The organism is Neglectibacter timonensis, from assembly GCF_900048895.1.
Lineage (GTDB): Bacteria > Bacillota > Clostridia > Oscillospirales > Acutalibacteraceae > Acutalibacter > Acutalibacter timonensis.
Genome location: NZ_LT160640.1, coordinates 1,030,449 through 1,055,409, shown reverse-complemented (window position 1 = coordinate 1,055,409; position 24,961 = coordinate 1,030,449). Strand labels below are relative to the sequence as shown.

Genomic DNA, 24,961 nt, shown 5'->3' with positions numbered 1-24,961 from the left:
CGGCGAGTGCCTGTTAATCTTTTATGAAAAGTATTAAATATGAGCCAGTCGATCACTCTAGACAGTGGATTGCAAAGTATTCTACTTTTTTAATCCCCCTCCCCCCGCTCCCTGTGCAAAAGGAAATTGTCCGCATTCTGGACAATTTCACGGAGCTTACAGCGGAGCTTACAGCAGAGCTTACAGCGAGAAAAAAGCAGTATGAGTATTATAGGGATAGACTGTTTGCGTTCGATGACGATAGATTTGAATGGATAAAACTGGGAGATATTGGTGAAGTACGTATGTGCAATCGAATTTTGAAAGAACAAACTCTCGATAAAGGCGACATTCCGTTCTACAAGATAGGTACATTTGGCAAAAAAGCAAATGCTTATATTTCTCGTGAACTTTTCAATGAATATAAATCAAAATATAATTATCCTAAAGTTGGAGAAATCCTGATTTCAGCAAGCGGAACCATTGGGAAGGCTGTTGTTTTTGATGGGCAAGATGCCTATTTTCAGGACAGTAATATTGTTTGGATTGAAAATAATGAAGCCCGTGTATTAAACAAGTATTTGTTTCACTTTTACAAAATAGCAAAGTGGTATATTGCTGAGGGCGGAACGATAGAGAGGCTGTATAATAAAAATTTAAAGAAAACCGATATTCCAATTCCGTACCCTAACGATATCGATAAATCTCTCTCCGAACAACAACGCATCGTGGACATCCTCGACCGTTTTGATACGCTTTGCAACGACATTTCAAGCGGTCTGCCTGCTGAGATCAAGGCAAGACAGCAACAATATGAATACTACCGTGATAAGCTGCTTACCTTTCCAAAAGCTGAAATAGAGGTATAGTATGGGGAAAAGTTTAAATGAAATTGCGCAGGAATTAAAAAACGCAAAGCACATAATAAAAGCCAAAGCTGAAAGCACATCCGATGTAAAAGTACAACTAATTTATGCCTTTAATGGAACAGGCAAGACAAGGCTTTCCAGGGAATTTAAAGAACTGGTTGTCCCTAAATCCGATGCTGATGAAGCTGGATTCGAGAGCAAGAAAATAATCTATTATAATGCTTTTACGGAAGATTTGTTCTATTGGGACAATGATTTAGTAAATGACCTTGCTCCTAAGCTTAAAATACAGCCAAATGTTTTTACGCATTGGGTCTTTGAAGACCAAGGGCAAGATGGCCGTATCATTGAAAACTTTCAACATTACACCGATGAAAAATTGACGCCGCATTTTAATGCGCCGTACACCATTCAGGACAATGGGACAGAAAAGACGATACCAGCTTTTACGGAAGTAACCTTTTCTTATGAACGTGGTAATGACGAGCGTTCCGATCACATCAAAATTTCCAAAGGAGAAGAGAGCTGTTTTGTTTGGAGTGTTTTTTATTCGCTGCTTGAGCAGGTCGTTGATGTTTTAAATGTTCCAGATGCAAATGATAGAGAAACGCATCAGTTTGACTGTTTAGAATATGTATTTATAGATGACCCTGTAAGCTCATTAGATGATAATCACTTGATTGAATTGGCGGTAAATCTGGCTCAGCTGATCAAAGAAAGCAAATCCGAACTCAGGTTTATTATTACCACCCATAACCCTCTCTTTTATAACGTGCTTTTTAACGAGTTCAAAAAAGCGACATTTAAAAAATACTTTCTAAAAAAAGAGGAAGATGGCCAATATAACTTATCGGTTCAAAATAACGATGCTCCGTTTTCCTACCATCTATTCTTAAAAGCTGAAATTGAAAAGGCCATTCAGACAAGTCAAATACAAAAATATCATTTCAACTTCCTTAGGAACCTTTTAGAAAAAACTTCAACGTTTTTAGGTTATAAAAACTGGGCAGAGCTTTTGCCTAAAATGGAGGATGGCAGGGCCAATCCCTATGAGAGTAGGATTATTAATATTTCCAGCCATTCAAAACATTCAGCGGAAGAGATTGTCGAGTTAACGGAAAATGACAAAAGAGTTCTGGCGTACTTACTGAAGGAAATCAAGAAAAACCACAGGTTCAATAACTGGGAGAGAGATATATGACAGATTGTAAAACAATTGCTGAATCGAATCGCTTTATCGTTTTAGATAACTATACAAAAATTGAACAGCAGGGCACCAGTTATCAAACCGAAGCAGATTTAGAGCGTGAGTTAATTGCCGATTTGGTGAACCAAGGTTATGAATATCTCCCAAAACTCACTACCCCAAAGGCGATGTTTGAAAATGTCCGGGTTCAGCTTCAATTGTTAAACAAGATGGAGTTTTCAGATGACGAGTGGAAACGCTTTTGCGAGGAGTATTTAGATAAACCAAGTGACAGCCACATCGACAAAACACGTAAAATTCATAACGATTATATCTACGACTTTGTTTTTGACGATGGACATATTCAAAACATTTATCTGGTGGACAAAAAGGATATAGTCAAAAACAAACTGCAAGTCATTTCGCAATTTGAACAAACCGGAACCCATGCCAACCGCTATGATGTTACTATTTTGGTAAATGGGCTTCCTTTGGTTCAAGTGGAGCTAAAAAAGCGTGGGGTCTCTATCAAGGAAGCGTTTAACCAAGTCAATAGATATAGCAAGGAGAGTTTCAATGCGGAAAATTCTCTGTTTAAGTATCTGCAACTTTTTGTAATCTCCAACGGAACCGATAGCCGCTATTTTGCCAACACCACAAAACGAGATAAAAACAGTTTTGATTTTACCATGAATTGGGCAAAGTTTGACAATGCTCTGATTAAAGATTTAAAGGATTTTACCGCAACATTCTTTCAAAAAAACACCTTGCTGAGCGTACTCCTGCTATATTCTGTCTTTGACAGCAGCGACAATCTGCTCATCATGCGTCCGTATCAAATTGCTGCAACGGAAAGAATTTTGTGGAAGATAAAAAGCGCCTACCATGCTGGAAAATGGGGAACCAATGAAGGCGGCGGGTACATCTGGCATACCACAGGCAGCGGTAAAACGCTAACCAGCTTTAAAGCCGCACGGCTCGCCACGGAACTGGATTTTATAGACAAAGTGTTTTTTGTGGTGGACAGAAAAGACTTGGACTATCAGACAATGAAAGAGTATCAGCGGTTTTCTCCCGATAGCGTCAACGGCTCTGAGAACACCGCTGGGCTAAAACGCAATATCGAAAAAGATGACAATAAAATCATTGTAACAACCATTCAAAAGTTAAATAATTTGATGAAAAGCGAAGCGGATTTACCTGTCTACAATCAGCAAGTCGTTTTCATCTTTGACGAGGCGCATCGTTCACAATTTGGCCAAGCACAAAAAAACATTCATAAGAAGTTTAAACAGTATTATCAGTTTGGATTTACCGGCACACCTATTTTTCCCGAAAATGCACTCGGCGCTGAAACCACGGCTTCTGTGTTTGGGCGTCAACTGCACTCCTATGTTATCACCGATGCCATCAGGGATGAAAAAGTGCTTAAATTCAAGGTGGATTATAACGATGTTCGCCCTATGTTTAAGTCGATCGAAATGGAGCAGGATGAGAAAAAGCTGACCGCCGCCGAAACGAAGGAGGGGCTGCTTCACCCCGAAAGAATCAAAGAGATTTCCCGGTATATTCTTAATAATTTCTGGGTAAAGACACACCGCTCTCATGCCGGGGCAAGAGGATTTAATGCCATGTTTGCTGTGAGCAGTGTAGATGCGGCAAAGCTCTACTATGAAACGTTAAACCGCTTGCAAGCGGAAAGCGAAAAACAATTAAAAATTGCAACAATTTTTTCCTATGCCCCCAACGAGGAGCAAAATGCCATTGGCGAAATTGTGGATGAAACATTTGAGCCCACAGCCATGGATAGCAGCGCAAAAGAGTTTTTAACCTATGCTATCAAACAATATAATGCTATGTTTAAAACGAATTTTGGCGTAGAAAGCAAGGAATTTCAAAACTATTATCGTGACCTTGCAAACCGGGTAAGGAAACAGGAAATTGATCTTTTGATTGTGGTCGGAATGTTTTTGACAGGCTTTAATGCACCAACTTTAAATACACTATTTGTTGATAAAAACCTCCGCTATCACGGTTTGATACAAGCATTTTCAAGAACCAACCGTATCTATGACTCAACAAAAACCTTTGGAAACATCGTCACCTTTAGAGATTTGGAACAGGCTACCATTGATGCTATTAAATGTTTTGGCGATGACCATACAAAAAATATTGTGCTTGAAAAAAGCTATAAAGAATATATGCAAGGCTTTACCAACATTGCTACCGGCGAGGCTTGTCGTGGATATGTAGAACTGGTAAAGGAACTGAACGAACGCTTTCCGATTATCGACAGCATTGTAACCGAAAAGGATAAAAAGGACTTTTCCAAGCTGTTTGGTGAATATTTGCGGGTTGAGAATATACTGCAAAACTACGATGAGTTTGTGAGCTTAAAGGCATTACAATCGGTTGATTTACAAGACCCTCAAGCCGTTGAAGAGTTCAAATCTGCGCGTAATGTAGACGATGAGGACATTGCGGCTATGCAAGAAATAACTGTGCCAGAAGAAAGAATCATTCAGGATTATCGCTCTGCCTATAACGATATTCGCGACTGGCTCCGCAGAGAAGGGGCTGACAAGGAAAAGGGAGCGTCTTCGGTTGATTGGGATGATGTTATTTTTGAGGTAGACCTCTTAAAATCACAGGAGATTAATCTCGATTATATTCTTGAACTCATATTTGAGAAAAACAAAAAACTACAAAACAAAGAAACCTTGGTTGAAGATGTGCGACGCTTGATTCGCTCCAGTTTGGGTAATCGCGCAAAGGAAAGCTTGGTAATCGATTTTATTAATCAAACAGACTTGGACAAAATTGAAGACAGAGCGAGCATTATTGATTCTTTTTTCTCGTTTGCTCAAGCGGAACAAAAAAGAGAGGCCAAGGAGTTAATTCATACCGAGGAGCTTAACCAAGATGCTGCAAGGCGTTACATCCTTACTTCTTTGAAAAAGGGATATGCCAGTGAAAACGGAACAGAATTGAATGAAGTGCTTCCTAAAATGAGTCCATTAAACCCTAGATATTTAACAAAAAAGCAAACCGTTTACCACAAAATGGCTGCCTTTGTAGATAAATTTAAAGGTGTAGGCGGTACGATATAGGTCAAATTGCCGAGAAAGCGGTAGCGTTTTGGGATACGCAACTCGACAAAATAACCGATCTCCGCAAGAGCTTGGGAGATATAGCGGAAACCGTATTGATAGTGATATGAGAGGCTTCTGATCCAAGTGGAGCAGAAGCCTCATCTTTCAGTAATTCAATGCTATCCCAGCTATTCCACCATTGGTAAGACGGTAGGAATGAGCAAGAACATAGTGAGCAAACATGTCCGGGGGCTCGAAGCAAAGAAACTCATTACCACAGAGCCAACGTCCATTTGCACAAAGGATGGCCAAAAGCGGAATGGCAGCTTACTCTACACGATCCGTCCTATCCAGGAAGCGGTGGACTTTTGGAACGAAGCGCAGCTATCCAGAGCAAGGGTGCGGGCAGATGCGAACGAGAGGGGGCCTCCGAGCCTTTTTGAGCGGGTTTCCGGTGGAAATAAGGAACGGGGGACACCACCCACAGGGAAAGCCGCCTTTTTGGGGCAAATCTGGGGAAGTTTCCGAAAACTGCCAGAACCACAGAACACCCCGCAGAAAGCAGGAGGAATTCCTGTCTCTGGGCAGGGCAAGCATAGCGTCCGGCTATACACCGTCCGCAGGAGCCGGGCAAACCCGGCTTTCCCCCAGCCCCTTAAAGGGGGAGAAAGGCAAAACACATCGTGGGAGAAGGGACAAAAGGCCCCTCCGATTTCGGAGCAGGATAAAGGCGGTATGCTGCCAGAGGCTGCAAACCGCCGAAAGACACCGTCCGGCAGAGCCGGACGGCAGGTCAAGGACGTATGCTAAAAAATAGCCCATTATGCTGTTCCAAAGCTGGTTTGCCCGCCGCATCTAGAAACAGAGCCCTTATCCAGTATGCTGACCCGTATGCCGAGACCTTATTCTGGAAATGGGCCTGATTAACTCAGCTCACCTTACAGCTTCCATAATAGCTTTGGGCTCCAACGATAGCTGAAAATCTGCACCGCAGAAAACAAAGAAAGGCGTTTTTCTTCTCTCTGCCTGTTTGTGTCTGAACTGATAACTTTCTGATAACTTGAACGATTTGAGGTGGACATTGTCACCGCCTTTATGGTATGGTCTGTGGTTACAGAAAGGGGCGATTTTCATGGCAAAGCGTAGAGCCAACGGCGAAGGCAATATCCGGAAGCGAAAAGATGGTCGATGGGAGGGGCGGTATACTGCTGGGCGTGATCCTGACACTGGAAAGCCCATTTACAAAAATGTCCTTGGAAAAACGCAGGCGGAAACGAAAGAGAAGTTAAAGCAGGCCATTGAGGAAAACAAGGGTCTGGATGTAGTGAAAGCCGGACGGTATACGGTAGGGCAATGGATGGACGTATGGTTTGAGAATTACGCTAAAATCAAGGTGCGTCCATCTTCACACCAGACCTATCAAGGCTACATCAAAAACCATATCAAGCCGGCCATCGGAGACATCCCGCTGAACAAGCTGACCTCACTGGAACTGCAAGCTTTGTACAAGAAGCTGTTGGAGGGCGGCAGGGTGGAGCGTGTCGAGTCAAAGAATAAACCCAAGGGACTCAGCCCCAAGACTGTCCGCAATATCCACCAGATCATTTCCTCCGCTTTGGAATTGGCCAGGAGTCAAAAGTTGATTTCAACCAATCCAGCTGATTCCTGCGCCCTGCCCAAGGTGGAGCATAGAGAAATGAAAACACTTACAGCGGAACAGCTTGCAGCATTTTTCCGGGAAGCCAGGAACAGCGGTGTGTTCGAGATGTACTATCTGGAATTGGTCACCGGACTTCGCCGGGGTGAGCTACTGGGGCTGAAGTGGGAAGATGTAAATCTGAACTATGCAACACTTACCATCCGCCGCCAAATTACCAGAATCAATGGTGAGGTAGTAGAAGCCCCACTGAAAACGAAAAATTCCTACCGCACCCTGTCAATAGGATCAGATGCAATAGAAATTTTGACAGGCCAGCGCCAGAAGGTATCCGGTGAGTATGTGTTTCCATCCCCCACAGGTGGGCCGATCTCCCCGGACAGTGTGTTGAACATGCTTCACCGGGTGCTGGGGAGAGCAGGGCTTCCAAAAGTACGGTTCCACGATCTACGCCACACCTTTGCCACCCTAGCGATACAGAACGGCGTGGACGTAAAAACGGTATCCGGGATGCTGGGACATTACAGCGCGGGCTTTACGCTGGACACCTACGCCCATGTCACCACCGCCGCGCAGAAAGAAGCGGCCAGTACTATGGGGAACATTCTCTCGAGTAGTTTCTAAACCTTTCCGGTTCTTTCCCCGTATGGGTCTGAAAAAGGGTCAGAAGCAAAAACGGCAAATATTCCAGACACAGAAGAAGCCCCGGAACCTAGTGGTTCCGGGGCAAATTTGGTTGCGGGGGCCAGATTTGAACTGACGACCTTCGGGTTATGAGCCCGACGAGCTACCGGACTGCTCCACCCCGCGATATTTTGCTGTGGTACTTGACTCAGCTTTATTATTATAGTACGAGATGGTGAAAAAAGCAAGGGGAAAATTTGCTGGATATATAGTGGAGTTTTAAATAAAATTTTGTTTAAATCGTAATTTCTTTTCCTGTTGTGCTTTTGAAATAGGATTCATGCTATAATATTTGCTATCTGTTTCTCTGTTTTTCAGCCGGAGCAGCGCGAAAAACGCACTCACGGGACGAAAACTGCGGCGTTACGGAATGATCTGAAAGTTTATTTAGAAGTTTTATAAGATGGGTCGGGTTCAGAAAGGATGTTGCGGATGACAACGGATATGACAAAGGGAAGGCCTGCGGGAATCCTGGTGAGGTTCACGCTGCCTATGCTGCTCAGCGTGGCATTCCAGCAGCTCTATAATATTTCAGACAGTGTGATTGCCGGAAAATTTGCCGGAGAGGATGCCCTTGCTGCGGTGGGAGCTTCTTTTCCAGTTACGATGATTTTTATGGCCTTTGCTCTGGGGTGCAATATCGGCTGTTCCGTGGTGATCTCCCAGCTTTTTGGCGCGGGAGATCTGGGCAATATGAAGACAGCGGTGAACACCTCTATCCTGTCGGTGGGCGGGCTGAGCCTGCTGCTCACTATACTGGGCTCCTTTTTCGGGGTTCCCATTCTTGCGGTGCTGGGGACTCCTTCCAATATCTTTGGGGACTCCGCTCTTTATCTGAACGTGTATACCTGGGGGCTTCCCTTCCTGTTCCTCTATAACATTGCCTCCGGTATTTTTACGGCTCTTGGGGACTCCCGTACCCCGCTCTATTTCCTTATAGCTTCCTCTTTGGGGAATATCGGACTGGACCTCCTGTTTGTAGCGGTATTTCATATGGGGGTGGCCGGCGTGGCTTGGGCTACTTTTCTGGCACAGGGCGCGGCCTCTGTGTTTGCGTTGGTTGCCGTATTGCGCCGGGTGAGGCGGATGGAGTCCAAAGAGCCCGGCAGGCTGTTTTCTTTTTCCGTATTTCGAAAAATTGCGGTGATTGCGGTGCCCAGTATCTTACAGCAAAGCTTTATTTCCGTGGGGAACCTGTTTATTCAGAATTTGGTCAACGGCTTCGGCTCTTCCGTCATTGCCGGTTACAGCGCAGCGGTGAAACTGAATACATTTGCGTTAACTTCGTTTACGGCTTTATCCAATTCCTTGTCCAGCTTTACCGCTCAGAACATCGGCGCCGGGAAGCCTGAACGGGTGAAGAGGGGGTTTCGTTCCGGCCTGATCATGGCGCTCCTTGTGGCGCTGCCCTTTACGGCGGTCTACTGCTTTCTCAGCTCCGGCGTACTGACGCTGTTTATGGATACCGCCAGCGTACAGGCCATGCAGGCTGGCACAGATTTTCTGCGGATTGTCACGCCCTTTTACCTGTTCATAGCTGTGAAGCTGATGGCGGACGGCATTCTGCGGGGGGCGGGGGCTATGAAGTGCTTTATGGTAGCTACCTTTACTGATCTTGTGCTGCGGGTAGTGTTGGCCTATCTTTTTTCCGCAGAACAGGGGGCCCGGGGAATCTGGATGTCCTGGCCGGCGGGTTGGGTGATCGCCTCGGTATTGTCCTGCGTTTTCTATTTTACAGGAGTCTGGATACCAAAGAGGTTCCGAATTTCTTTCCGCCAAAAAACGTGAGATGCTTTATTTTTCGGTCAGTTTCCCTTATAATAGAAAAGAAAGCTTGATTCGGATGATGGTTTGCGCTGGGGATGGAAAATCTGCTGGGGAAAAGAATTTGAATGTATTTATACCAGTTTTTTGACCGGACTGCGGGCCTCTATGTCAGCCTCAGTAATCTGCCTTTGGTAGAGGCCCTGGATGTTATGCGTGCCGTCCAGCTGGAAAAGCTCAGCGTTCAGTAAGCGCCGCTATCCCGCCAATATGGCGGACCGCTGTGCCTGCGAGGAAAAATCTCAGGGCAGAGTCCGAAAGAAGTGAGGCATCCCAAAGCGGAAAAAAACCATTACCTGGCAGTAGAGTGCGGTCCCTGGCTGAGCACATGGTTTTGAAAATTCTGATCACTTTCAGTCCAAGGCCAAGAGAGGACGATTGGAAGGAGTGCCGCCGGGCGCTCTAGCCTTTGAGGAAATGCTGGAAATTGTTGATGAGTACGGTCTGTGGCAGGATTGGAACGATGGCGGAAGATTCGGCCCGGAACGCTAAGAGGAAGTCTGTGTCTGGAGAGAGGAACCCGTCGGCAGGTACCGGACGGAATACATTGGGAAAAGCAGAGCAACTTCATGAAAAAAACAACCGGAAGGGGACGTAATTGATATGGTCGAGGAATATACCATAGCATTGGCAAAGGTCATTAAGGAATTGGGGCTTAGCGAGGTCTATCTGCCCAGGAGCGCGGATGAAATTCTGATTAAATCCAGAGACGTCAACCGGCCCGGTGTGGAGTTGAACGGCTACTGTGAATATTTTGATCCCAACCGCATCACCATTCTGGGGCGTTCTGAGATCGAAATGCTCAAAAGCTTCGGCAAGCAGCGAAAGGCGGAGGCAATCGATCATTTCTTTGCCCTGCATCCCCCCACGGTCATTGTGGCCAGGGGCATTGAATCCAGCGAGGATATGCTGGCCGCGGCGAAAAAGTATGATATTCCCCTGCTGTCCTCCCGGGATTCCACCTCCAATGTGGTGGCTGACCTGGTATCCCTGTTGAATGTGGAGCTGGCGCCGCGCATCACCAGGCACGGCGTACTGATCGAGGTCTACGGCGAAGGCATTCTGTTGGTGGGCGACAGCGGCGTGGGAAAAAGTGAGACCGCCATCGAATTGATCAAGCGGGGGCACCGGCTGATCGCGGACGACGCAGTGGAGATCCGGCGGGTTTCCAGCAAATCTCTGGTAGGGCAGGCGCCGGAGAATATCCGCCATTTTATCGAACTCAGGGGGATCGGTATCATCAATGCCCGGCGCATCTTTGGTATGGGCGCGGTGAAGCTCTCCGAAAAAATAGATATGTGCATCAATATGGAAATCTGGGATGCCACTAAGGTTTACGACCGGATGGGCATTGACAGCGAATACACGGAAATCCTGGGGATCCGCGTGCCTGTGATGACGATTCCAGTTAAGCCGGGAAGAAATCTGGCGGTGATCATTGAGGTGGCCGCCATGAATAACCGGCAGAAAAAAATGGGCTACAATGCGGCGCAGGAGCTGCTCTCCAGCCTGGGCATGGATATTTCCGTGCTGCAGAGCGACGATATCAAACGCGACCTGGACATCTGAAATCTGCAGATTTTCAAGACGTAAGAGAGGATGACCCAAACGATGGGATACAATATAATTGCCGACCTTCATACCCACACCCTGGCTTCCACCCACGCCTACAGCACTTTCAGCGAGATGGTGCGGGCTGCCGCCGACCGTGGGCTTTATGCCCTGGCGGTGACCGATCATGCCAAAACGATGCCGGGCTCTCCCAGAGATTGGTATTTCGGCTGTTTGTGCGAGCTGCCGCTTTACTACCGGGGCGTGATGACGATCGGCGGTATCGAAGCAAATGTCCTGGATTTTGAGGGTGCGCTGGATGTGGAGGAACGGGATGTGCCCAAGCTCAACTGGATTGTAGCATCCATTCACAATCTCGGACTGGAAGAGCTTCGTGATCCGGATGTGGAAAAATGCACCCATCTGTGGCTGCAGGTGGCGAAGGATCCCCGGGTCAATGTGATCGCGCACAGCGGGGACCCGAATTTTGCCTACGATTACGACCGGGTGATCCAGGAATTCGGAGCAAATCACAAGCTGGTGGAAATCAACAACCACTCTTTTGACGCCAGAAAGCGGAATATTCCCAACTGCACAAAGATCGCTTTGGCCTGCAAGAAATACGGCGTGCCCCTGGTTGTGAATTCCGACGCCCACTTTGAGGCACAGGTGGGGAATTTTTCCCATGCACTGCGGATGCTGGAGGAAATCGATTTCCCTGAGGAACTAATTTTAAATGCCTCCGAGAAGCGGCTGAACGATTATCTCAGGGCCTATACGAATATATTTGAGACCAGACCTTACTGATCCATTCCCGATCCAGAAAATGAATTCCGGGAGGAAAGATTTGATGCCTGATTACATGCTGACCGACCATGCAGCCGCAGCGTGCGGCTGTGAAATCCGCAGGGATGAACCCATGAAGCTGCATACCACCTTTCGCATCGGCGGACCTGCCGACCGTTTTTACATTGTGAAAACGGTCAAACAGCTGAGCTGTATGCTGGGAGCGCTGCACGATTCAAACACACCCTATTTTGTACTGGGCAACGGTTCCAACCTTCTGGTTTCGGACCAGGGAATTCGCCGGGCGGTGCTCTCCCTTTCCGGAGATTTCAGAAAGGTAGAATTGATAGGCGGCGCGGCGGTGCGGGCCGGTGCGGCCGCTACTTTAGCCAGTGTGTGCGCCTTTGCCCGGGAGAACTGCCTGACGGGTTTGGAATTTGCCTGGGGAATCCCAGGTTCCGTGGGCGGAGCGGCTTATATGAATGCGGGAGCTTACGGCGGCGAGATGAAAGACGTGGTCCGGCGGGTACATTCTGTGTCTGCCGGGGGAATAAAGGGAGTCGCCGAAGGGGAAGCATTGAAATTTTCCTACCGGAAAAGCCGCTATACGGGGACTGGGGACATCATCACGTCGGTAGAGTATGTCTTGAAACCGGGGAGCAGTACAGAAATTTCCGGAAAGATGGAAGAATTGATGCAGCGCAGAAAGGAAAAGCAGCCCTATGACATGCCCAGTGCGGGCAGCGTTTTCAAGCGGCCGGAAGGAGCCTACGCCGCCGCGCTGATCGAAGGCTGCGGGCTGAAGGGGCTCACCGTGGGGGAGGCGCAGGTAAGCCCGAAGCACGCCGGCTTTATTGTGAATCTGGGCAATGCGTCCTGCGGGGACGTATTGCAGCTGATCGACAGGATTCGGGAGACGGTATACCGGGAAAAAGGGATTCAGCTGGAGTGTGAAGTGCGCATGACGGAATAGGCGCGGCGCAGTCTCCAAGTGCTTCTTAAAAAAGGAATCTATAGTGGATAAAGAAAAACATGCGGAAAGAGGGAAAATAGTATGGAATTTGTTGTGGTGACAGGACTTTCCGGTGCAGGCAAAACCCGGGCAATGCATGCGATGGAAGACATCGGCTTTTTCTGTGTGGATAATCTGCCGCCGGCGCTGATTCCTGTATTTTACGACCTCTGTGTCAAATCGGAGGGACTGATGGGCCGGGTGGCTGTGGTGACCGACACCAGGGGCGGGGAGCTGTTCAAATCCTTCTTTACCGCAATGGAAGCATTAAAGCGGGAAAAACGGGAATATAAGATCCTGTTTCTCGATTCCTCTGACGCGGTGCTGGTCAACCGTTTCAAAGAGACGCGCCGCAAGCATCCGCTTTCCGATGATCTGAACGGCTCGCTGGAGCAGGCGGTAAAGCTGGAGCGGGAGATGCTTCAGCCTGTGAAAGAATGCTCCGATTATGTCATTGACACCTCGGGCGTGTCCCCGGCGCAGCTGAAAACGCGCATCACCGAGCTGTTTCTCAGCAGTGCCAGCGATTCCCTGTCTGTGCACTGCATCAGCTTTGGCTTTAAATATGGGATCCCCATGGAATCTGACCTGGTTTTCGATGTACGCTGCCTGCCTAACCCCTTCTATGTGGAGGAGCTCCGTCCCCAGACGGGCCTGGATGCGCCGGTGCGGGATTATGTATTGGAAAAGGAAGAGACGAAGGGGTTTGTCTCCCGCTTTACCGACATGGTGGATTATCTTCTGCCCCTGTACGGGAAGGAGGGGAAGAGCCAGCTGGTGATAGCGGTGGGCTGCACCGGCGGGCACCACCGTTCCGTGGCGCTGGCACAGTATATGTGCGATTATTTGTCCCGGAAAGGAATCAGAACCAGTATTACCCATAGGGATATTCAAAAGTTTTAAATTGCCGTACCACAGGGGGAACGCTTTATGGTTGGGGTGCTGGTGACGGGAATCCCGGCTTCAGGGAAGAGTACGCTTGCCGCCTACCTTTCAAAAGAACTGAGGCTGCCCATGATGTCTAAGGACAAAATCAAGGAGCTGCTGTTCGATACTGTCGGCTTCCGCAGCAGGGAGGAAAAGGTGGCTTTGGGGATGGGCAGTATGGAGATAATGTACTATTTTGCCGAACAGATGATGCGGCTCGGAAGCCCTTTTCTGCTGGAAAACAATTTTGAAGCCGTCTCCATGCCGGGAATAGAGGAACTGTTCCGGCGCTATCGGTACCGTGCTGTCACTGTCCTGCTGACGGGAGAAGTACAGGTGCTGTACCAACGTTTTCTGGAGAGGCAAAAGGATCCCGGCAGACACCGTGGCCATGTAGTGAACACCTGTTACCCGGAGCGGCCCGGCGGGAAGGAGCTGGAACCGCAGCTGAGCCTGGAGCAGTACTGTGGAGGAATCAAAGCCCGGGGGATGGAGGATTTTTCTCTGGGGGAACGTATCCTGGTGGACACCACCGACTTTTCAGCAGTGGACTATGCCGGGATTGCCGGGAAACTGCGAAAAATGTTGCATTGAGTCACATTGTGCCGGAAAGGGCGGAAGAGATTGTATGCGGGCGGCCCGCACTTCGAGCCGCCGGGCTATGGAATTGGGAGTGCAGAGTACGATGTCGTTTTCCTCAGAAATCAAACATGAATTATGTAAAGTGGAGAATAGGAAGCTCTGCTGCTTAAAGGCTGAATGCTACGGTATTTGGCTTTTTTCAAAATGCTTTTCCCTCAAAAACTCCGCTTATGTGACTGAACATGGGGATGTGGCGCGGAGAATGTCGGAACTGGCAGCTGCCGCCGCCAGTGTTCAGGTGGAGATGAGCTTTGCGGTCAGTAGGCGAAAAAAGCCCGCCTACCGGGTAGAGCTTGTGGATGACGCCTCCAGAGAACAGCTTCTGCAAATTTTTGGACATACGGGAAGAGAGCCCAGCCTGCGAATCAACCGGGGGAATTTTGAAGGCGATTGCTGTGTACAGGCTTTCCTGCGGGGGGCTTTTCTGGCCTGCGGAACAGCTACGGACCCCAATAAGGAATATCATCTGGAATTTTCTGTACCCTACCGGAATTTGGCGCGGGAGTTTTGTACGCTTTTGGAGGAGACGGAGGCTTTCCCGGCAGCTCCTGCTGTTGCGGAGAGAAAAAGTTCCTATGTGGTCTATCTGAAAGACAGCGGACAAATCGAAGATTTGCTGACCTATCTGGGGGCTTCCGCGGCATCTATGGAACTGATGCAGGTAAAAATGTATAAGGAAGCCAAGAATAATATCAACCGGAAGACTAATTTTGAAACCGCCAATATGGATAAAACCTATTCCGCCTCCGCCAGGCAGACGGCGGCTATTGCGGTGATCAGCGATACGGTGGGAATCGGCTCCCTGCCAGAAGAGCTGCAGCAACTGGCGCGGCTCCGGCTGGAAAACCCGGAAATGACGCTGCGGGAGCTGGGGGAGGTTTTGAAAATCAGCCGCAGCGGCGTCAATCACCGTCTTCAGCGGCTGCTGCAGCTGGGGGAAAAGATTGCAGGAGAAAAAGGCATAGAAAATATTATGTAAACAAAATTATGGAAACAAAGAAGCTGGGCTTTTGAAAATCACATACCTAGCTAAAGTTGTTTATGATATAAAAAGGGCGATAGAAAATAGTATGGAAACATATTGGGAGGCACTATGAAACGAAAGCTCTTGGAATTCGGCGGAGCAGCCGTTGTGCTGCTGGGAATCCTGGGCATCCTGTACCTGGTTTTGGGAAGGATCGGAAACGGGCCGCCGGAGGTGGGCTCCGTGACAATCCGCTGCGGAGAGGAATCCGTTATCCCTCTTGGAAATGAGATCTACCGGACCGAGGATGGAAAGAAGAGGGAAGAGAGGCGGCTGGTTCCTGAAGAAATCGGAGAAGAGGCCCCTTTGCTTGCCTACAACGACGATATCACAGCCAAGTATGAAGGGAATTCGGAAAACGGATCCTTTTATTTCACGATTTATACGGATGAATTCCAAGGATACACGGAGAAAAAGAGTTGGTTCACTCCTTTGGAGGAGCCGGGAAATTACCTGGTTTGCATCGAAACCTATTGGGGGACGGAAAAAAACAATATCGGTATGGAATACTATTTTTGGCTCCAGGTGGAGTGAACAGGGAAAAGGAGGTCCTGTATGGCTTTTGTACATCTGCATCTGCACACAGAATACAGTCTTTTGGACGGTGCATGCCGGATAGAAAGGCTTCTGGACCACATTCAGGAAATGGGTCAAAACGCCGTAGCTATCACGGACCATGGCTGTATGTACGGTGTGATCGATTTTTATAAGGCCGCAAAAAAGCGGGGCGTCAAGCCGATCATCGGCTGCGAGGTCTATGTGGCAAAGCGCACCAGGTTTGATAAGGTTCACGAATTCGACGCGGAAAACCGCCATCTGGTTTTGCTCTGCGAGAATGAGACCGGTTACCGGAATTTGATTACGATGGTATCCAAAGCCTGGACAGAGGGGTTTTACAACAAGCCCCGGGTGGATTTTGAACTGCTTCAGCAGTATCATGAAGGGCTTGTCGCCCTTTCCGCCTGCCTTTCGGGCGAGATTCCCCGGGCCCTTGCCAGAAATGATTACGAGGGGGCCAAAGAAGCTGCGCTGCAGTACAGGGACATCTTCGGCGAAGGGGATTTTTATCTGGAGTTGCAGGATCACGGGTTGGATGGAGAACATTATGTAAACCCCAATATCATCCGCATGTCCCGGGAAACGGGAATCCCGCTGGTGGTGACCAACGATTGCCACTATATCGCGCCTGAGGACAGCAGAATGCATCACATCCTGCTCTGCATTCAGACAGGCCGGACGGTTGAAGATGCGGATACCCTGGAATTTGGTTCAGAGGAATTCTACTGCAAGACGGAAGAAGAGATGCGGGCCCTGTTTCCGGAGCTGCCTGAGGCAGCCGACAACACGGTGAAGATCGCGGAACGCTGCCATTTGGAATTTGAATTCGGAAAGACAAAGCTCCCTCATTTTGAAACTCCGGACGGCAGCGGGAATGAGGAATTTTTTGTACGTATGTGCAGGGAAGGGCTGCTGCGCCGGTATGGGGAACACCCGGACCAGAGTCTGAAGGACCGGCTGGACTATGAGATTGAAACCATCAGCACGATGGGTTATGTAAACTATTACCTCATTGTCTGGGATTTTATCCGTTATGCAAAAAGCGTGGATATCCCCGTAGGGCCGGGCCGCGGCTCCGGCGCGGGAAGTTTGGCGGCCTACTGCATGGGAATCACCAATGTGGATCCCATCCGTTACGGCCTTATTTTCGAACGCTTTTTGAATCCGGAACGGGTGAGTATGCCTGACTTTGACATTGATTTCAGCGATGAGCGCCGGGATGAGATCATTGAATACGTGGTGGAAAAATACGGCGCCGACCATGTGGCGCAAATCGTCACCTTCGGTACCATGGCCGCACGGGGCGCTTTGCGGGATGTGGGGCGCGCTATGGCCATCCCCTACAGCAAGGTGGACCAGGTGGCGAAGCTGGTGCCTATGGAGCTGAATATCACGTTGGATAAGGCTATGAAGGTTTCCGCTGAGTTCCGGGAAAAGTATGAGAGCGACGATCAGGTCAGAGAGCTTGTGGATATGGCCAGAAAGATCGAGGGCATGCCCCGGCATACCTCCACCCATGCGGCCGGAGTGCTTATCACCGACAGACCGGTGATGGACTATGTGCCTTTGGCGAAGAATGACGACGCGGTGGTTACCCAGTTCACCATGACGACCATTGAGGAACTGGGGCTTTTGAAAATGGACTTTTTGGGCCTGAGAAACCTTTCTGTGATCGACAATGCAGAAAAGATGATCCGCCGCAGGGAACCGCAGTTTTCCATGGAGCGTATTCCGGAGGACGACGAAAATGTGTTTGCCATGCTCTCCGCCGCAGCGTCCGAAGGGGTTTTTCAGTTTGAGTCGGGCGGAATGAAGCGGCTGCTGGTGCAGGCCAGGCCGGAAAGCATCGAAGATCTGACCGCCATCATCTCCCTGTACCGCCCCGGCCCCATGCAGTTTATTCCCGCCTATCTGGAGAACAGGAAGAATCCCGGAAAAATTACCTACCGCCATGAACGGCTGCGGAATATTCTGGATGTGACCTATGGCTGTATCATCTATCAGGAGCAGGTGATGCAGATTTTCCGGGATTTGGCGGGTTACTCTCTGGGACGCGCTGATATCGTACGGCGCGCCATGTCAAAGAAAAAGCATGATGTGCTGAACAGGGAACACGAGGTATTTTTGCACGGGCAGCGGCGGGAGGACGGTTCCTGGGAGGTGGAGGGCTGCGTAAACCGCGGAGTGGATGAAGCCACAGCCGAAGCGCTGTTTAAGGAAATTCAGAATTTTGCCTCTTATGCGTTCAACAAATCTCATGCCGCCGCCTATGCGGTGGTGGCCTACCAGACCGCCTACCTGAAATATCACTATCCCTGTGAATATATGGCGGCGCTGCTTTCCAGCGTTCTGGGATGGACCGGCAAGGTGGCGGAATATATCGAGGAATGCGAACGTCTGGATATCTCTGTGCTGCCGCCCCACGTAAATTACAGCGAAAACGGTTTTACCGTAGTGGGTAAGAGCATACGGTTTGGCCTGCTGGCCGTAAAGAACCTGGGGAAAGGTGTGATCCTCAGGATGATCGCAGAACGGAAGAGCGGCGGGGATTTCACTTCCTTTTACAATTTCTGCAAGAGGATGTTCAGCAGGGATATGAACCGCCGTGCGGTGGAAAGCTTGATAAAGAGCGGCGCTCTGGACGGCCTGGGCAATAACCGCCGGGAGATGCTGCTGGCAGTGGGGCCCGTGCTGGACGGTCTGGAAGAGGACAGGCGGAAGAATGTGGAAGGCCAGATGGGCTTTTTCGACACTGCCGGAGCCAGCGAAGGCGGGGAACCATCCCTTCCCCATGCGGACGATTTTCCGCCCCAGGACAAGCTGGCCATGGAAAAGGAGGTCACGGGAATGTACCTCTCCGGCCATCCTATGGCGTCCTATTCCACCCTGTACCGCACGGGAGCTTATGCCAGAATAGACGAGATTTTTCTCAGTGCGGAGCGGGAGATTGAGAAATACCAGGATGACCAGCGCGTGACGCTGCTGGCCATTATCACAGGGGTAAAAAAGAAGATTACGAAAAGCAATGCCAGTATGGCTTTTGTCACCCTGGAGGATATGTATGGAACCATAGAGGCCCTGGTTTTCCCCAGGACTCTGGAGCAGTATGGGAACTTGCTGTTTGAAGGTTCCGTCGTGGAAGCACGGGGGCGTCTGAGCTTTACAGAGGAGAAAGAGCCCAAATTTGTCTGCGACGGGCTGGAACGCCCGCCGGAGAGCACCGCTGCCGGAGGATCTGACAAGCCTCAAAAGCCGGTGCGGGAGGGCTTGTATCTCAAGGTGGATTCGGAGCATGACCCCAGATATCGCAAGGCGCTGCAGTATATTGAGCTGTTTGAAGGGGCCAGCGACGTCTATATCGCCATGCGGAATACGGGTAAGCTGGTACGCACTTCTGCCAAGTACCGGGTGGAGGTGAACCGGCCGCTGCTCACAGCGCTGGAAAAGCTGCTGGGAGAAGAAAATGTGGCATTTCGGGGACAATGGCGTTGAAGGGATGAAATTTGCCGAGTTGCCCTGTAAAATCTTGCCGGAACCTCTTGATAATTTTTTGACGTTTGTTATAATTAATGTTGATACAGTTTATCAAAACGGGCGGTGCCCGATCAGAAATAGTTGGAGGAAAAGAAAATGGGTGCGAAAAGTATTGCAGTATTGACCAGCGGTGGGGATGCTCCCGGAATGAACGCCGCAGTGCGTGCGGTGGTGCGTTCAGGCCTCTCATTCGGCATGAAGGTGTATGGGGTCATGAGGGGTTATAACGGCCTGTTGAATGGGGATCTCCATGAGATGAGCATGCGCAGTGTTTCCGATATCATCCAGCATGGAGGCACGGCTCTCTTTACTGCCCGCAGCCCCGAATTCAATACGCCGGAGGGCGTGCAGAAAGCTGCTGCAACTTGCCGTAATCTGGGAATAGACGGCGTTGTGGTGATCGGCGGAGACGGCTCTTTCCGCGGCGCCAGAGACCTGACCGGCGCCGGCGTGCTCTGTATTGGGATTCCCGGTACCATTGACAACGATATCGCCTGTACCGATTATACCATTGGTTACGACACGGCGTTGAATACCGCGATGGAGATGATCGACCGCATCCGTGACACCACCGAATCTCATGACCGCTGCAGCGTTGTAGAAGTCATGGGACGCCGCTGCGGCGATATCGCCCTGCATACCGGGATTGCCGTGGGAGCCATTGCCACATTGGTGCCTGAAATCCCTTATGATTTCCAGAAGGATATTGTGGACCGCATGAAGGCTGCGCAGGCAACCGGCAAGAAGCACTTTATCGTCGTAGTGGCGGAAGGGGTAGGAAAGACCCAGGAGATCACCGAACGCATTCAGAAGGAGACGGGCATTGAAAGCCGTGCCACGATTCTGGGACATGTGCAGCGCGGCGGTTCCCCGACCCTGCGCGACCGTGTGGTGGCCAGCCGTATGGGCTATCACGCCGTGGAGCTGTTGCAGAAGAGTGTGGGCAACCGTGTGGTGGCCATGAAGGGCGAACAGATTGTGGATTTCGATATCACGGAGGCTTTGAATATGCCTCGTGTGTTCGACGAAAACTTGTACCGCATCTCTGCCAAGCTCTCTATTTAAGGAAGCGCTGGATCAATCCTGTGATGCGGCTCTTGGCGCGCAAATGTCCAAAGGCCTTCCGCAGGATGGGTGTTGAGCCTACTGGCGTGATTTATTCCGTGGCTGCTCAATGAAGAACAGACTGCTGGCCTGCGCCTCTGCCGTTTTCAGGAATGAAAACGGCAGAGGCCTTGTTGTTTTACAGAAGGATGAAAAGAAGCTCTCGGCGACTTCGTTTTCCAGGCCGAAATGCGGTAGGAAAGGCGGGCAAGGGGAAAAACAGGAAGGAAGGTCTATCTATGGCGCTGAATTACAACGGGCTGAGTAAAAGCCTGCAGGAGAGAATTCAGGAGGATCGGGAAAAGCATTGGGAGAATCCCTGGAAGTTTCCGGACAGTCGGGTGATGCGGCGTTACCTGCGCGCTTCGGATTCTCCCACCCTTTGGAGGCCTGCTTTTGTGCGGGATGTGGAGAAAACCATGCATCTGCCGCTCTACAACCGCTACGCGGACAAAACCCAGGTCTTTTCCTTCTATGAGAACGATGACATCACCCGTAGGGCGCTGCATGTCCAGCTGGTATCCAGAATCGCCAGGAACATCGGCGCGGTGCTCGGCCTTAATCTGGATCTCATCGAGGCCATATCCCTGGGACACGATATCGGTCACACACCCTTCGGCCATGCGGGGGAACGCTTCCTCAGCGAGTTGTTGTATGAGCATACGGGCCGGTATTTTAGCCACAACGTGCACAGCGTACGTGTGTTGGACACGCTGTTCCGCAGAAATCTGAGCCTGCAGACACTGGATGGGGTTCTCTGTCACAACGGTGAATTTGAGCAGCAGGAATATCGTCCCCAGCCCCTGCCGGATTTTGCTGAGTTTGACCGCCGGGTGGAGGATTGCTATACCCGGGGAGAAGAAGCGGTCGGCGGTCTGGTGCCCTCTACCCTGGAGGGCTGTGTGGTGCGGATTTGCGACATGATCGCTTATCTGGGAAAGGACAGGCAGGATGCGCGCACCGCCAGAATTATTGACGGGGAAACGCATTTTACCACGAAGGAAATCGGCACGGAGAATGCTGCCATCATCAATAATATGACGGTGGATATTCTGGAAAACAGCTATGGAAAGAATTATCTCCTTCTGAGTCCGCAGACCTACCGGGATCTGAAAACGGCAAAGCGGGAGAATTATGAGCTGATCTACAGAAACGAGAAGGTGAACCAGGCGTATGAGAGCAGCGTCCGTCCCATGTTCAGGGAGCTGTACGAAAAACTCCTTTACGATCTGAAAAGGGGAGAGGAAGGTTCGCCTGTTTACCGCCATCATGTGAACTATGTACAAAGACAACTGAGGTATTATCAGGATTACGATTACCTGCAGGAAGAACCCAACCAGATCGTAACAGACTATATTGCCAGCATGACAGACGATTATTTTGTGGCGCTGCACCGCTTTTTGTTTCCGGAGAGCAGATACAGAATCGAATATAAGTCCTATTTTGAGGATTTGAAAGAACGGTAAGACTGAGGGAAAAAGAGAAGCGCCCGGGAAACTCTAATGGGTTTCCCAGGCGTTTCTATTTTTGTTCAAAGCTGAGCCTGAATCAGGCAATATAGGCCCATTTATAATCTGTGCGCAGGCCGATACCGTGGCGGACGATCCCTTTCACGTTGTCCTGGGTAACCCAGCTGCGGGTTTGGAAGAAGGTGGGGGCAATTCCAGCATCATCGCCTACCAGTACCTTTTCTGCCTCCTGCATTTTGGCAAGTCTATCGTCTCCCGTCAAGCTTTTGGATTCATCCATCAGCTTGTCGTAATCCGGGTTGGAATAGTGGCAGTCGTTGTAGGGACTGTTGCTCTCAAACAGCTCCAGAAAGCTCTGGGCATCGTTGTAGTCGGCTCCCCAACCCTCTTTCGCGATGGTCCAATCTCCGGTGTTGTAGGCGTCTTCGCGCAGGGCGTATTTCATGGAGCGGACCTCCACATCCACACCCAGGTTGGTTTTCCAAAACTGCTGGAAGACCTGGGCGGTCTTCAGGTTGGCGTCGCCCTCGCCGATCACCAGGCTCAGACCCTGGTTAAATTCCTCAAAGCTTTTTCCGACCTCCTTGAGGCCTTCCTCCAGAAGCTTCTTTGCCTCTTCCAGAGCGCCGTCATTGGTGCCGATGTCGTAGTAGAGATCGCCCACCTCGCTGCGGAAATCGTTGCCGTTTGTGCCGGTGATGGAGGGGGGGACAAAACCGTAGGCAGGTGTGGAACCGGATTTCATGAAGTCGTTGAGGTAGCTGACACGGTTCAGAGACATGCTGAAAGCCCGGCGGATTTTCTCATTTGAAAAATACTCGTTTTCACAGTTGAACTTGACAAATTCTGTCACAGGTTCCGTCACGCTGATAAAGCCGGGGCGGTCGCGGTAGAGATCTAAAAATTCGGGCTGTACCAGCATCACATCGATCTGGTTGGTATCAAACAGGTTGACAATGGTGCTTGTCTCGATGACGAATTCGATTTTCAACGTGTCCAGCTTGACGGAATCGGCATCCCAGTAGTTTTCATTCTTCTTAAAGCTCATGCTCTGGTCGGGAATCCATTCTGTCATCACATAGGGTCCGTTGAAGACCATGTGGTCCACATCCAGAAAGAAGTTGGAACCCATATCCTCTACAGTATTTTCGGGCAGCGGGCCGAATTCGGGAATGACCAGCATGCTGAGGAAGTAGTCGGCAGGAGCAGTCAGGGTGACTTCCAGGGTTTTTTCGTCCACTGCCTTGACGCCGACCTGGCTGAAATCAGTGATTTTACCTGTGTTGTACTCCTCCGCGCCCTTGATATTATAGAGCATATAGGAGAACTGAGAGGCGGTTTCAGGATTGAGCACCTTTTCCCAGGCATAGGCAAACTGGGCCGCTGTGATGGGAACGCCGTCCGACCAGGTGGCGTCGCGCAGCTTAAAGGTATAGATGGTCCCGTCGTCGCTGATGGTCCAGCTTTCAGCAAGGTCGGAACCCTGCTCTATTTTGCCTTCCTTATCCTGGCGTACTAAGCCTTCCAGGATACAGCCCAGCACTTCTGCGCCCTCATTGGTAGTGTCGGTCAAGGGGTTGCAGTCGGTCAATGCGCCGGCCATGCTCACGCGCAGGTTCTGTTCTGCGCCGGAGCCGCCTTCGCCGGCGGCGCCGGTTGAAGCGGCAGAGCCGTCCCCTGCGGAACTGGTATCTGCCGGAACGGAAGAACCCGTGCCGCTGCCGCAGGCTCCCAGCACCAGGCAGAGCGCCAGCACAAGAGCGGTCAGAGAAAGTGATTTTCTTTTCATGCTTGTTCCCTCATCTTTCCTTTTCACAATTTACCATTTATGAAATCCTCAATTTCGTCTGGATCCTTGAGGATTTGGCCTGAAATCAATTCACAGCCGCCGGCCGTGACGAGCGCGTCATCCTCAATGCGGATGCCGAACCCTTTTTCGGGAAAATAAAGTCCGGGCTCGATAGCCACGGTCATTCCTTCGCAGACCTCCACTCGGTCGCCCACGTCATGGGTATCGAGCCCCAGATAGTGGCAGACGCCGTGGGGAAGCAGTTTTACCATGTCGGCACGGTCCTTTGCGGTTCCGGCCTCCCGGCAGTAGGGGTACATGGTATCCCTGGCAAGCTCCAGGGTGTCGTCTATTGGGTAGCCGGGCTTCAAAGCCTGGAGAATGGCCTCCTGGGCTTTGAGAACGGCCTCGTAGTAGTAGCGCTCCTCGGCGGTAAACTTCCCGCTGATGGGGAAGGTGCGGCTGATGTCTGCGCTGTAATACTGATATTCCGCGCCCAAATCCAGCAGGAGCAGGCCCTTGCTGAGAACCTGGTCGTTGCGTTCATAATGCAGACTTACGCTGTTGCTGCCGGAGGCGATGATTGGAGAAAAGGCGTTGCCCATGGCTCCGCCGAATTTCAGCTCGAAATCAAAATAGGCCTGCAGCTGCCATTCACCTATGCCTGGCTTCATATGGCGCAGGATGCTTTCGATTCCCAGACCTGTCAGACGGACAGCCTCCCTGATAGCAGCGATCTCTTCCGGCGTCTTCACACGCCGCATATTGTTGATGACCGGGGCGATGTTTTTCATCGTCAGATAGGGGTGAGCAGAGATAATTCTTTTTGCCAGGTCGTGTTCCGGATAAGCCGTGGTATCCAGTTCCCGCTTGTGGAAATCCATGCAGAGGACTTCGAAGCTGTTGCGGGAGAACAGACGTCCCAACTCCCAGTCCAGCTTGTCAAGATAATGGGCCTGATCCAGACAAGCCTGCTTCTGCAGTTCCTCTGCGGTGGGCATTTTTCCGTGGTACAGCTCCAGATAGGGGTCGGGCCTTGCAAGGAACAGCTGCTGTGAAAGTTTTCCGTGCAGCTTGGTCATCAGCAAAATGTAACCCGGCTCGGTCAGCCCGGTGAGGTAATAAAAATTCCGGTCCGGCGCGAAGGGAAAGTCCAAATCCATGCTTTTTTGTTTGGGCTGTCCGGAAAAGAGGAACAAGACGGATTGGTCGGGAAGGCTGCTGCCCAATTCCTCACGCCTGCGGCGGAATATAGTGTAATCCATCATAGACAT

The 24,961-nt window shown here is 50.2% G+C and carries 17 protein-coding genes, 1 tRNA gene and 1 pseudogene; 16 read left to right on the top strand and 3 right to left on the bottom strand.

The window, feature by feature from the left end; genetic code table 11:
• Positions 1-92: 92 nt before the first annotated feature.
• The 4 genes and pseudogenes from BN3911_RS13940 to BN3911_RS13920 all read left to right on the top strand — a co-directional run.
• Positions 93-848: pseudogene (locus tag BN3911_RS13940) on the top strand (restriction endonuclease subunit S); the annotation flags it as partial.
• Position 849: 1 nt separating this feature from the next.
• Positions 850-2,049, top strand: a complete 1,200-nt coding sequence (locus BN3911_RS13935) for an AAA family ATPase (RefSeq protein ID WP_066866668.1) — start codon at positions 850-852, stop codon at positions 2,047-2,049.
• On the top strand, positions 2,046-5,144 hold the full coding sequence (locus tag BN3911_RS13930; RefSeq protein ID WP_066866666.1) for a type I restriction endonuclease subunit R: 3,099 nt from the start codon (positions 2,046-2,048) through the stop codon (positions 5,142-5,144). Before BN3911_RS13935 ends, BN3911_RS13930 begins: the two co-directional genes overlap by 4 nt.
• Positions 5,145-6,258: 1,114 nt before the next feature.
• On the top strand, positions 6,259-7,407 hold the full coding sequence (locus BN3911_RS13920; protein ID WP_066866663.1) for a tyrosine-type recombinase/integrase: 1,149 nt from the start codon (positions 6,259-6,261) through the stop codon (positions 7,405-7,407).
• Between the two features lie 109 nt (positions 7,408-7,516).
• Here BN3911_RS13920 and BN3911_RS13915 read toward each other — a convergent pair.
• Positions 7,517-7,593: transfer RNA gene (locus BN3911_RS13915), tRNA-Met, on the bottom strand.
• A gap of 306 nt (positions 7,594-7,899) precedes the next feature.
• On the opposite strand from BN3911_RS13915, the gene BN3911_RS13910 reads away from it, so the two are divergent.
• The 12 genes from BN3911_RS13910 to BN3911_RS13860 all read left to right on the top strand — a co-directional run bounded on the left by BN3911_RS13910 (position 7,900) and on the right by BN3911_RS13860 (position 21,895).
• Positions 7,900-9,255, top strand: coding sequence for an MATE family efflux transporter (locus tag BN3911_RS13910; protein ID WP_066866662.1), 1,356 nt, complete (start codon positions 7,900-7,902; stop codon positions 9,253-9,255).
• Positions 9,256-9,359: 104 nt separating this feature from the next.
• Positions 9,360-9,482 (top strand): hypothetical protein, encoded by a 123-nt coding sequence (locus BN3911_RS17715; RefSeq protein WP_256192032.1) that lies wholly within the window; start codon positions 9,360-9,362, stop codon positions 9,480-9,482.
• A gap of 412 nt (positions 9,483-9,894) precedes the next feature.
• Complete coding sequence (hprK, locus tag BN3911_RS13905; protein WP_066866661.1) at positions 9,895-10,860, top strand: HPr(Ser) kinase/phosphatase; 966 nt, start codon at positions 9,895-9,897, stop codon at positions 10,858-10,860.
• Positions 10,861-10,902: 42 nt separating this feature from the next.
• Positions 10,903-11,649: a phosphatase gene (locus BN3911_RS13900; RefSeq protein WP_066866657.1), complete on the top strand. Its 747-nt coding sequence runs from the start codon at positions 10,903-10,905 to the stop codon at positions 11,647-11,649.
• Positions 11,650-11,692: 43 nt separating this feature from the next.
• The gene (gene murB, locus BN3911_RS13895; RefSeq protein ID WP_066866656.1) at positions 11,693-12,601 is read left to right on the top strand and encodes a UDP-N-acetylmuramate dehydrogenase; all 909 of its coding nucleotides are present in this window, start codon (positions 11,693-11,695) and stop codon (positions 12,599-12,601) included.
• Positions 12,602-12,682: 81 nt separating this feature from the next.
• Positions 12,683-13,543 (top strand): RNase adapter RapZ, encoded by an 861-nt coding sequence (rapZ, locus tag BN3911_RS13890; RefSeq protein ID WP_066866654.1) that lies wholly within the window; start codon positions 12,683-12,685, stop codon positions 13,541-13,543.
• A gap of 27 nt (positions 13,544-13,570) precedes the next feature.
• Positions 13,571-14,161, top strand: coding sequence for a P-loop nucleotide/nucleoside kinase family protein (locus BN3911_RS13885; protein ID WP_066866651.1), 591 nt, complete (start codon positions 13,571-13,573; stop codon positions 14,159-14,161).
• A 34-nt stretch (positions 14,162-14,195) separates the two neighbouring features.
• On the top strand, positions 14,196-15,188 hold the full coding sequence (gene whiA / locus BN3911_RS13880; protein WP_308211552.1) for a DNA-binding protein WhiA: 993 nt from the start codon (positions 14,196-14,198) through the stop codon (positions 15,186-15,188).
• 114 nt (positions 15,189-15,302) lie between these two features.
• Positions 15,303-15,767: a hypothetical protein gene (locus tag BN3911_RS13875; protein WP_066866649.1), complete on the top strand. Its 465-nt coding sequence runs from the start codon at positions 15,303-15,305 to the stop codon at positions 15,765-15,767.
• 21 nt (positions 15,768-15,788) lie between these two features.
• Entirely contained in the window at positions 15,789-19,283 is a 3,495-nt protein-coding gene (locus BN3911_RS13870; protein ID WP_066866646.1) for a DNA polymerase III subunit alpha, read from the top strand.
• A 138-nt stretch (positions 19,284-19,421) separates the two neighbouring features.
• Positions 19,422-20,390 carry a 6-phosphofructokinase gene (gene pfkA, locus BN3911_RS13865; RefSeq protein WP_066866644.1) on the top strand — a complete coding sequence of 323 codons (969 nt, stop codon included), beginning with the start codon at positions 19,422-19,424 and terminating at the stop codon, positions 20,388-20,390.
• Between the two features lie 278 nt (positions 20,391-20,668).
• On the top strand, positions 20,669-21,895 hold the full coding sequence (locus tag BN3911_RS13860) for a deoxyguanosinetriphosphate triphosphohydrolase family protein (protein WP_066866642.1): 1,227 nt from the start codon (positions 20,669-20,671) through the stop codon (positions 21,893-21,895).
• 82 nt (positions 21,896-21,977) lie between these two features.
• On the opposite strand, the gene BN3911_RS13855 is transcribed toward BN3911_RS13860, so the two are convergent.
• Positions 21,978-23,687: a peptide ABC transporter substrate-binding protein gene (locus tag BN3911_RS13855; protein WP_066866639.1), complete on the bottom strand. Its 1,710-nt coding sequence runs from the start codon at positions 23,685-23,687 to the stop codon at positions 21,978-21,980.
• 23 nt (positions 23,688-23,710) lie between these two features.
• Positions 23,711-24,955: a M24 family metallopeptidase gene (locus tag BN3911_RS13850; protein WP_187127757.1), complete on the bottom strand. Its 1,245-nt coding sequence runs from the start codon at positions 24,953-24,955 to the stop codon at positions 23,711-23,713.
• Between the last annotated feature and the right edge of the window lie 6 nt (positions 24,956-24,961).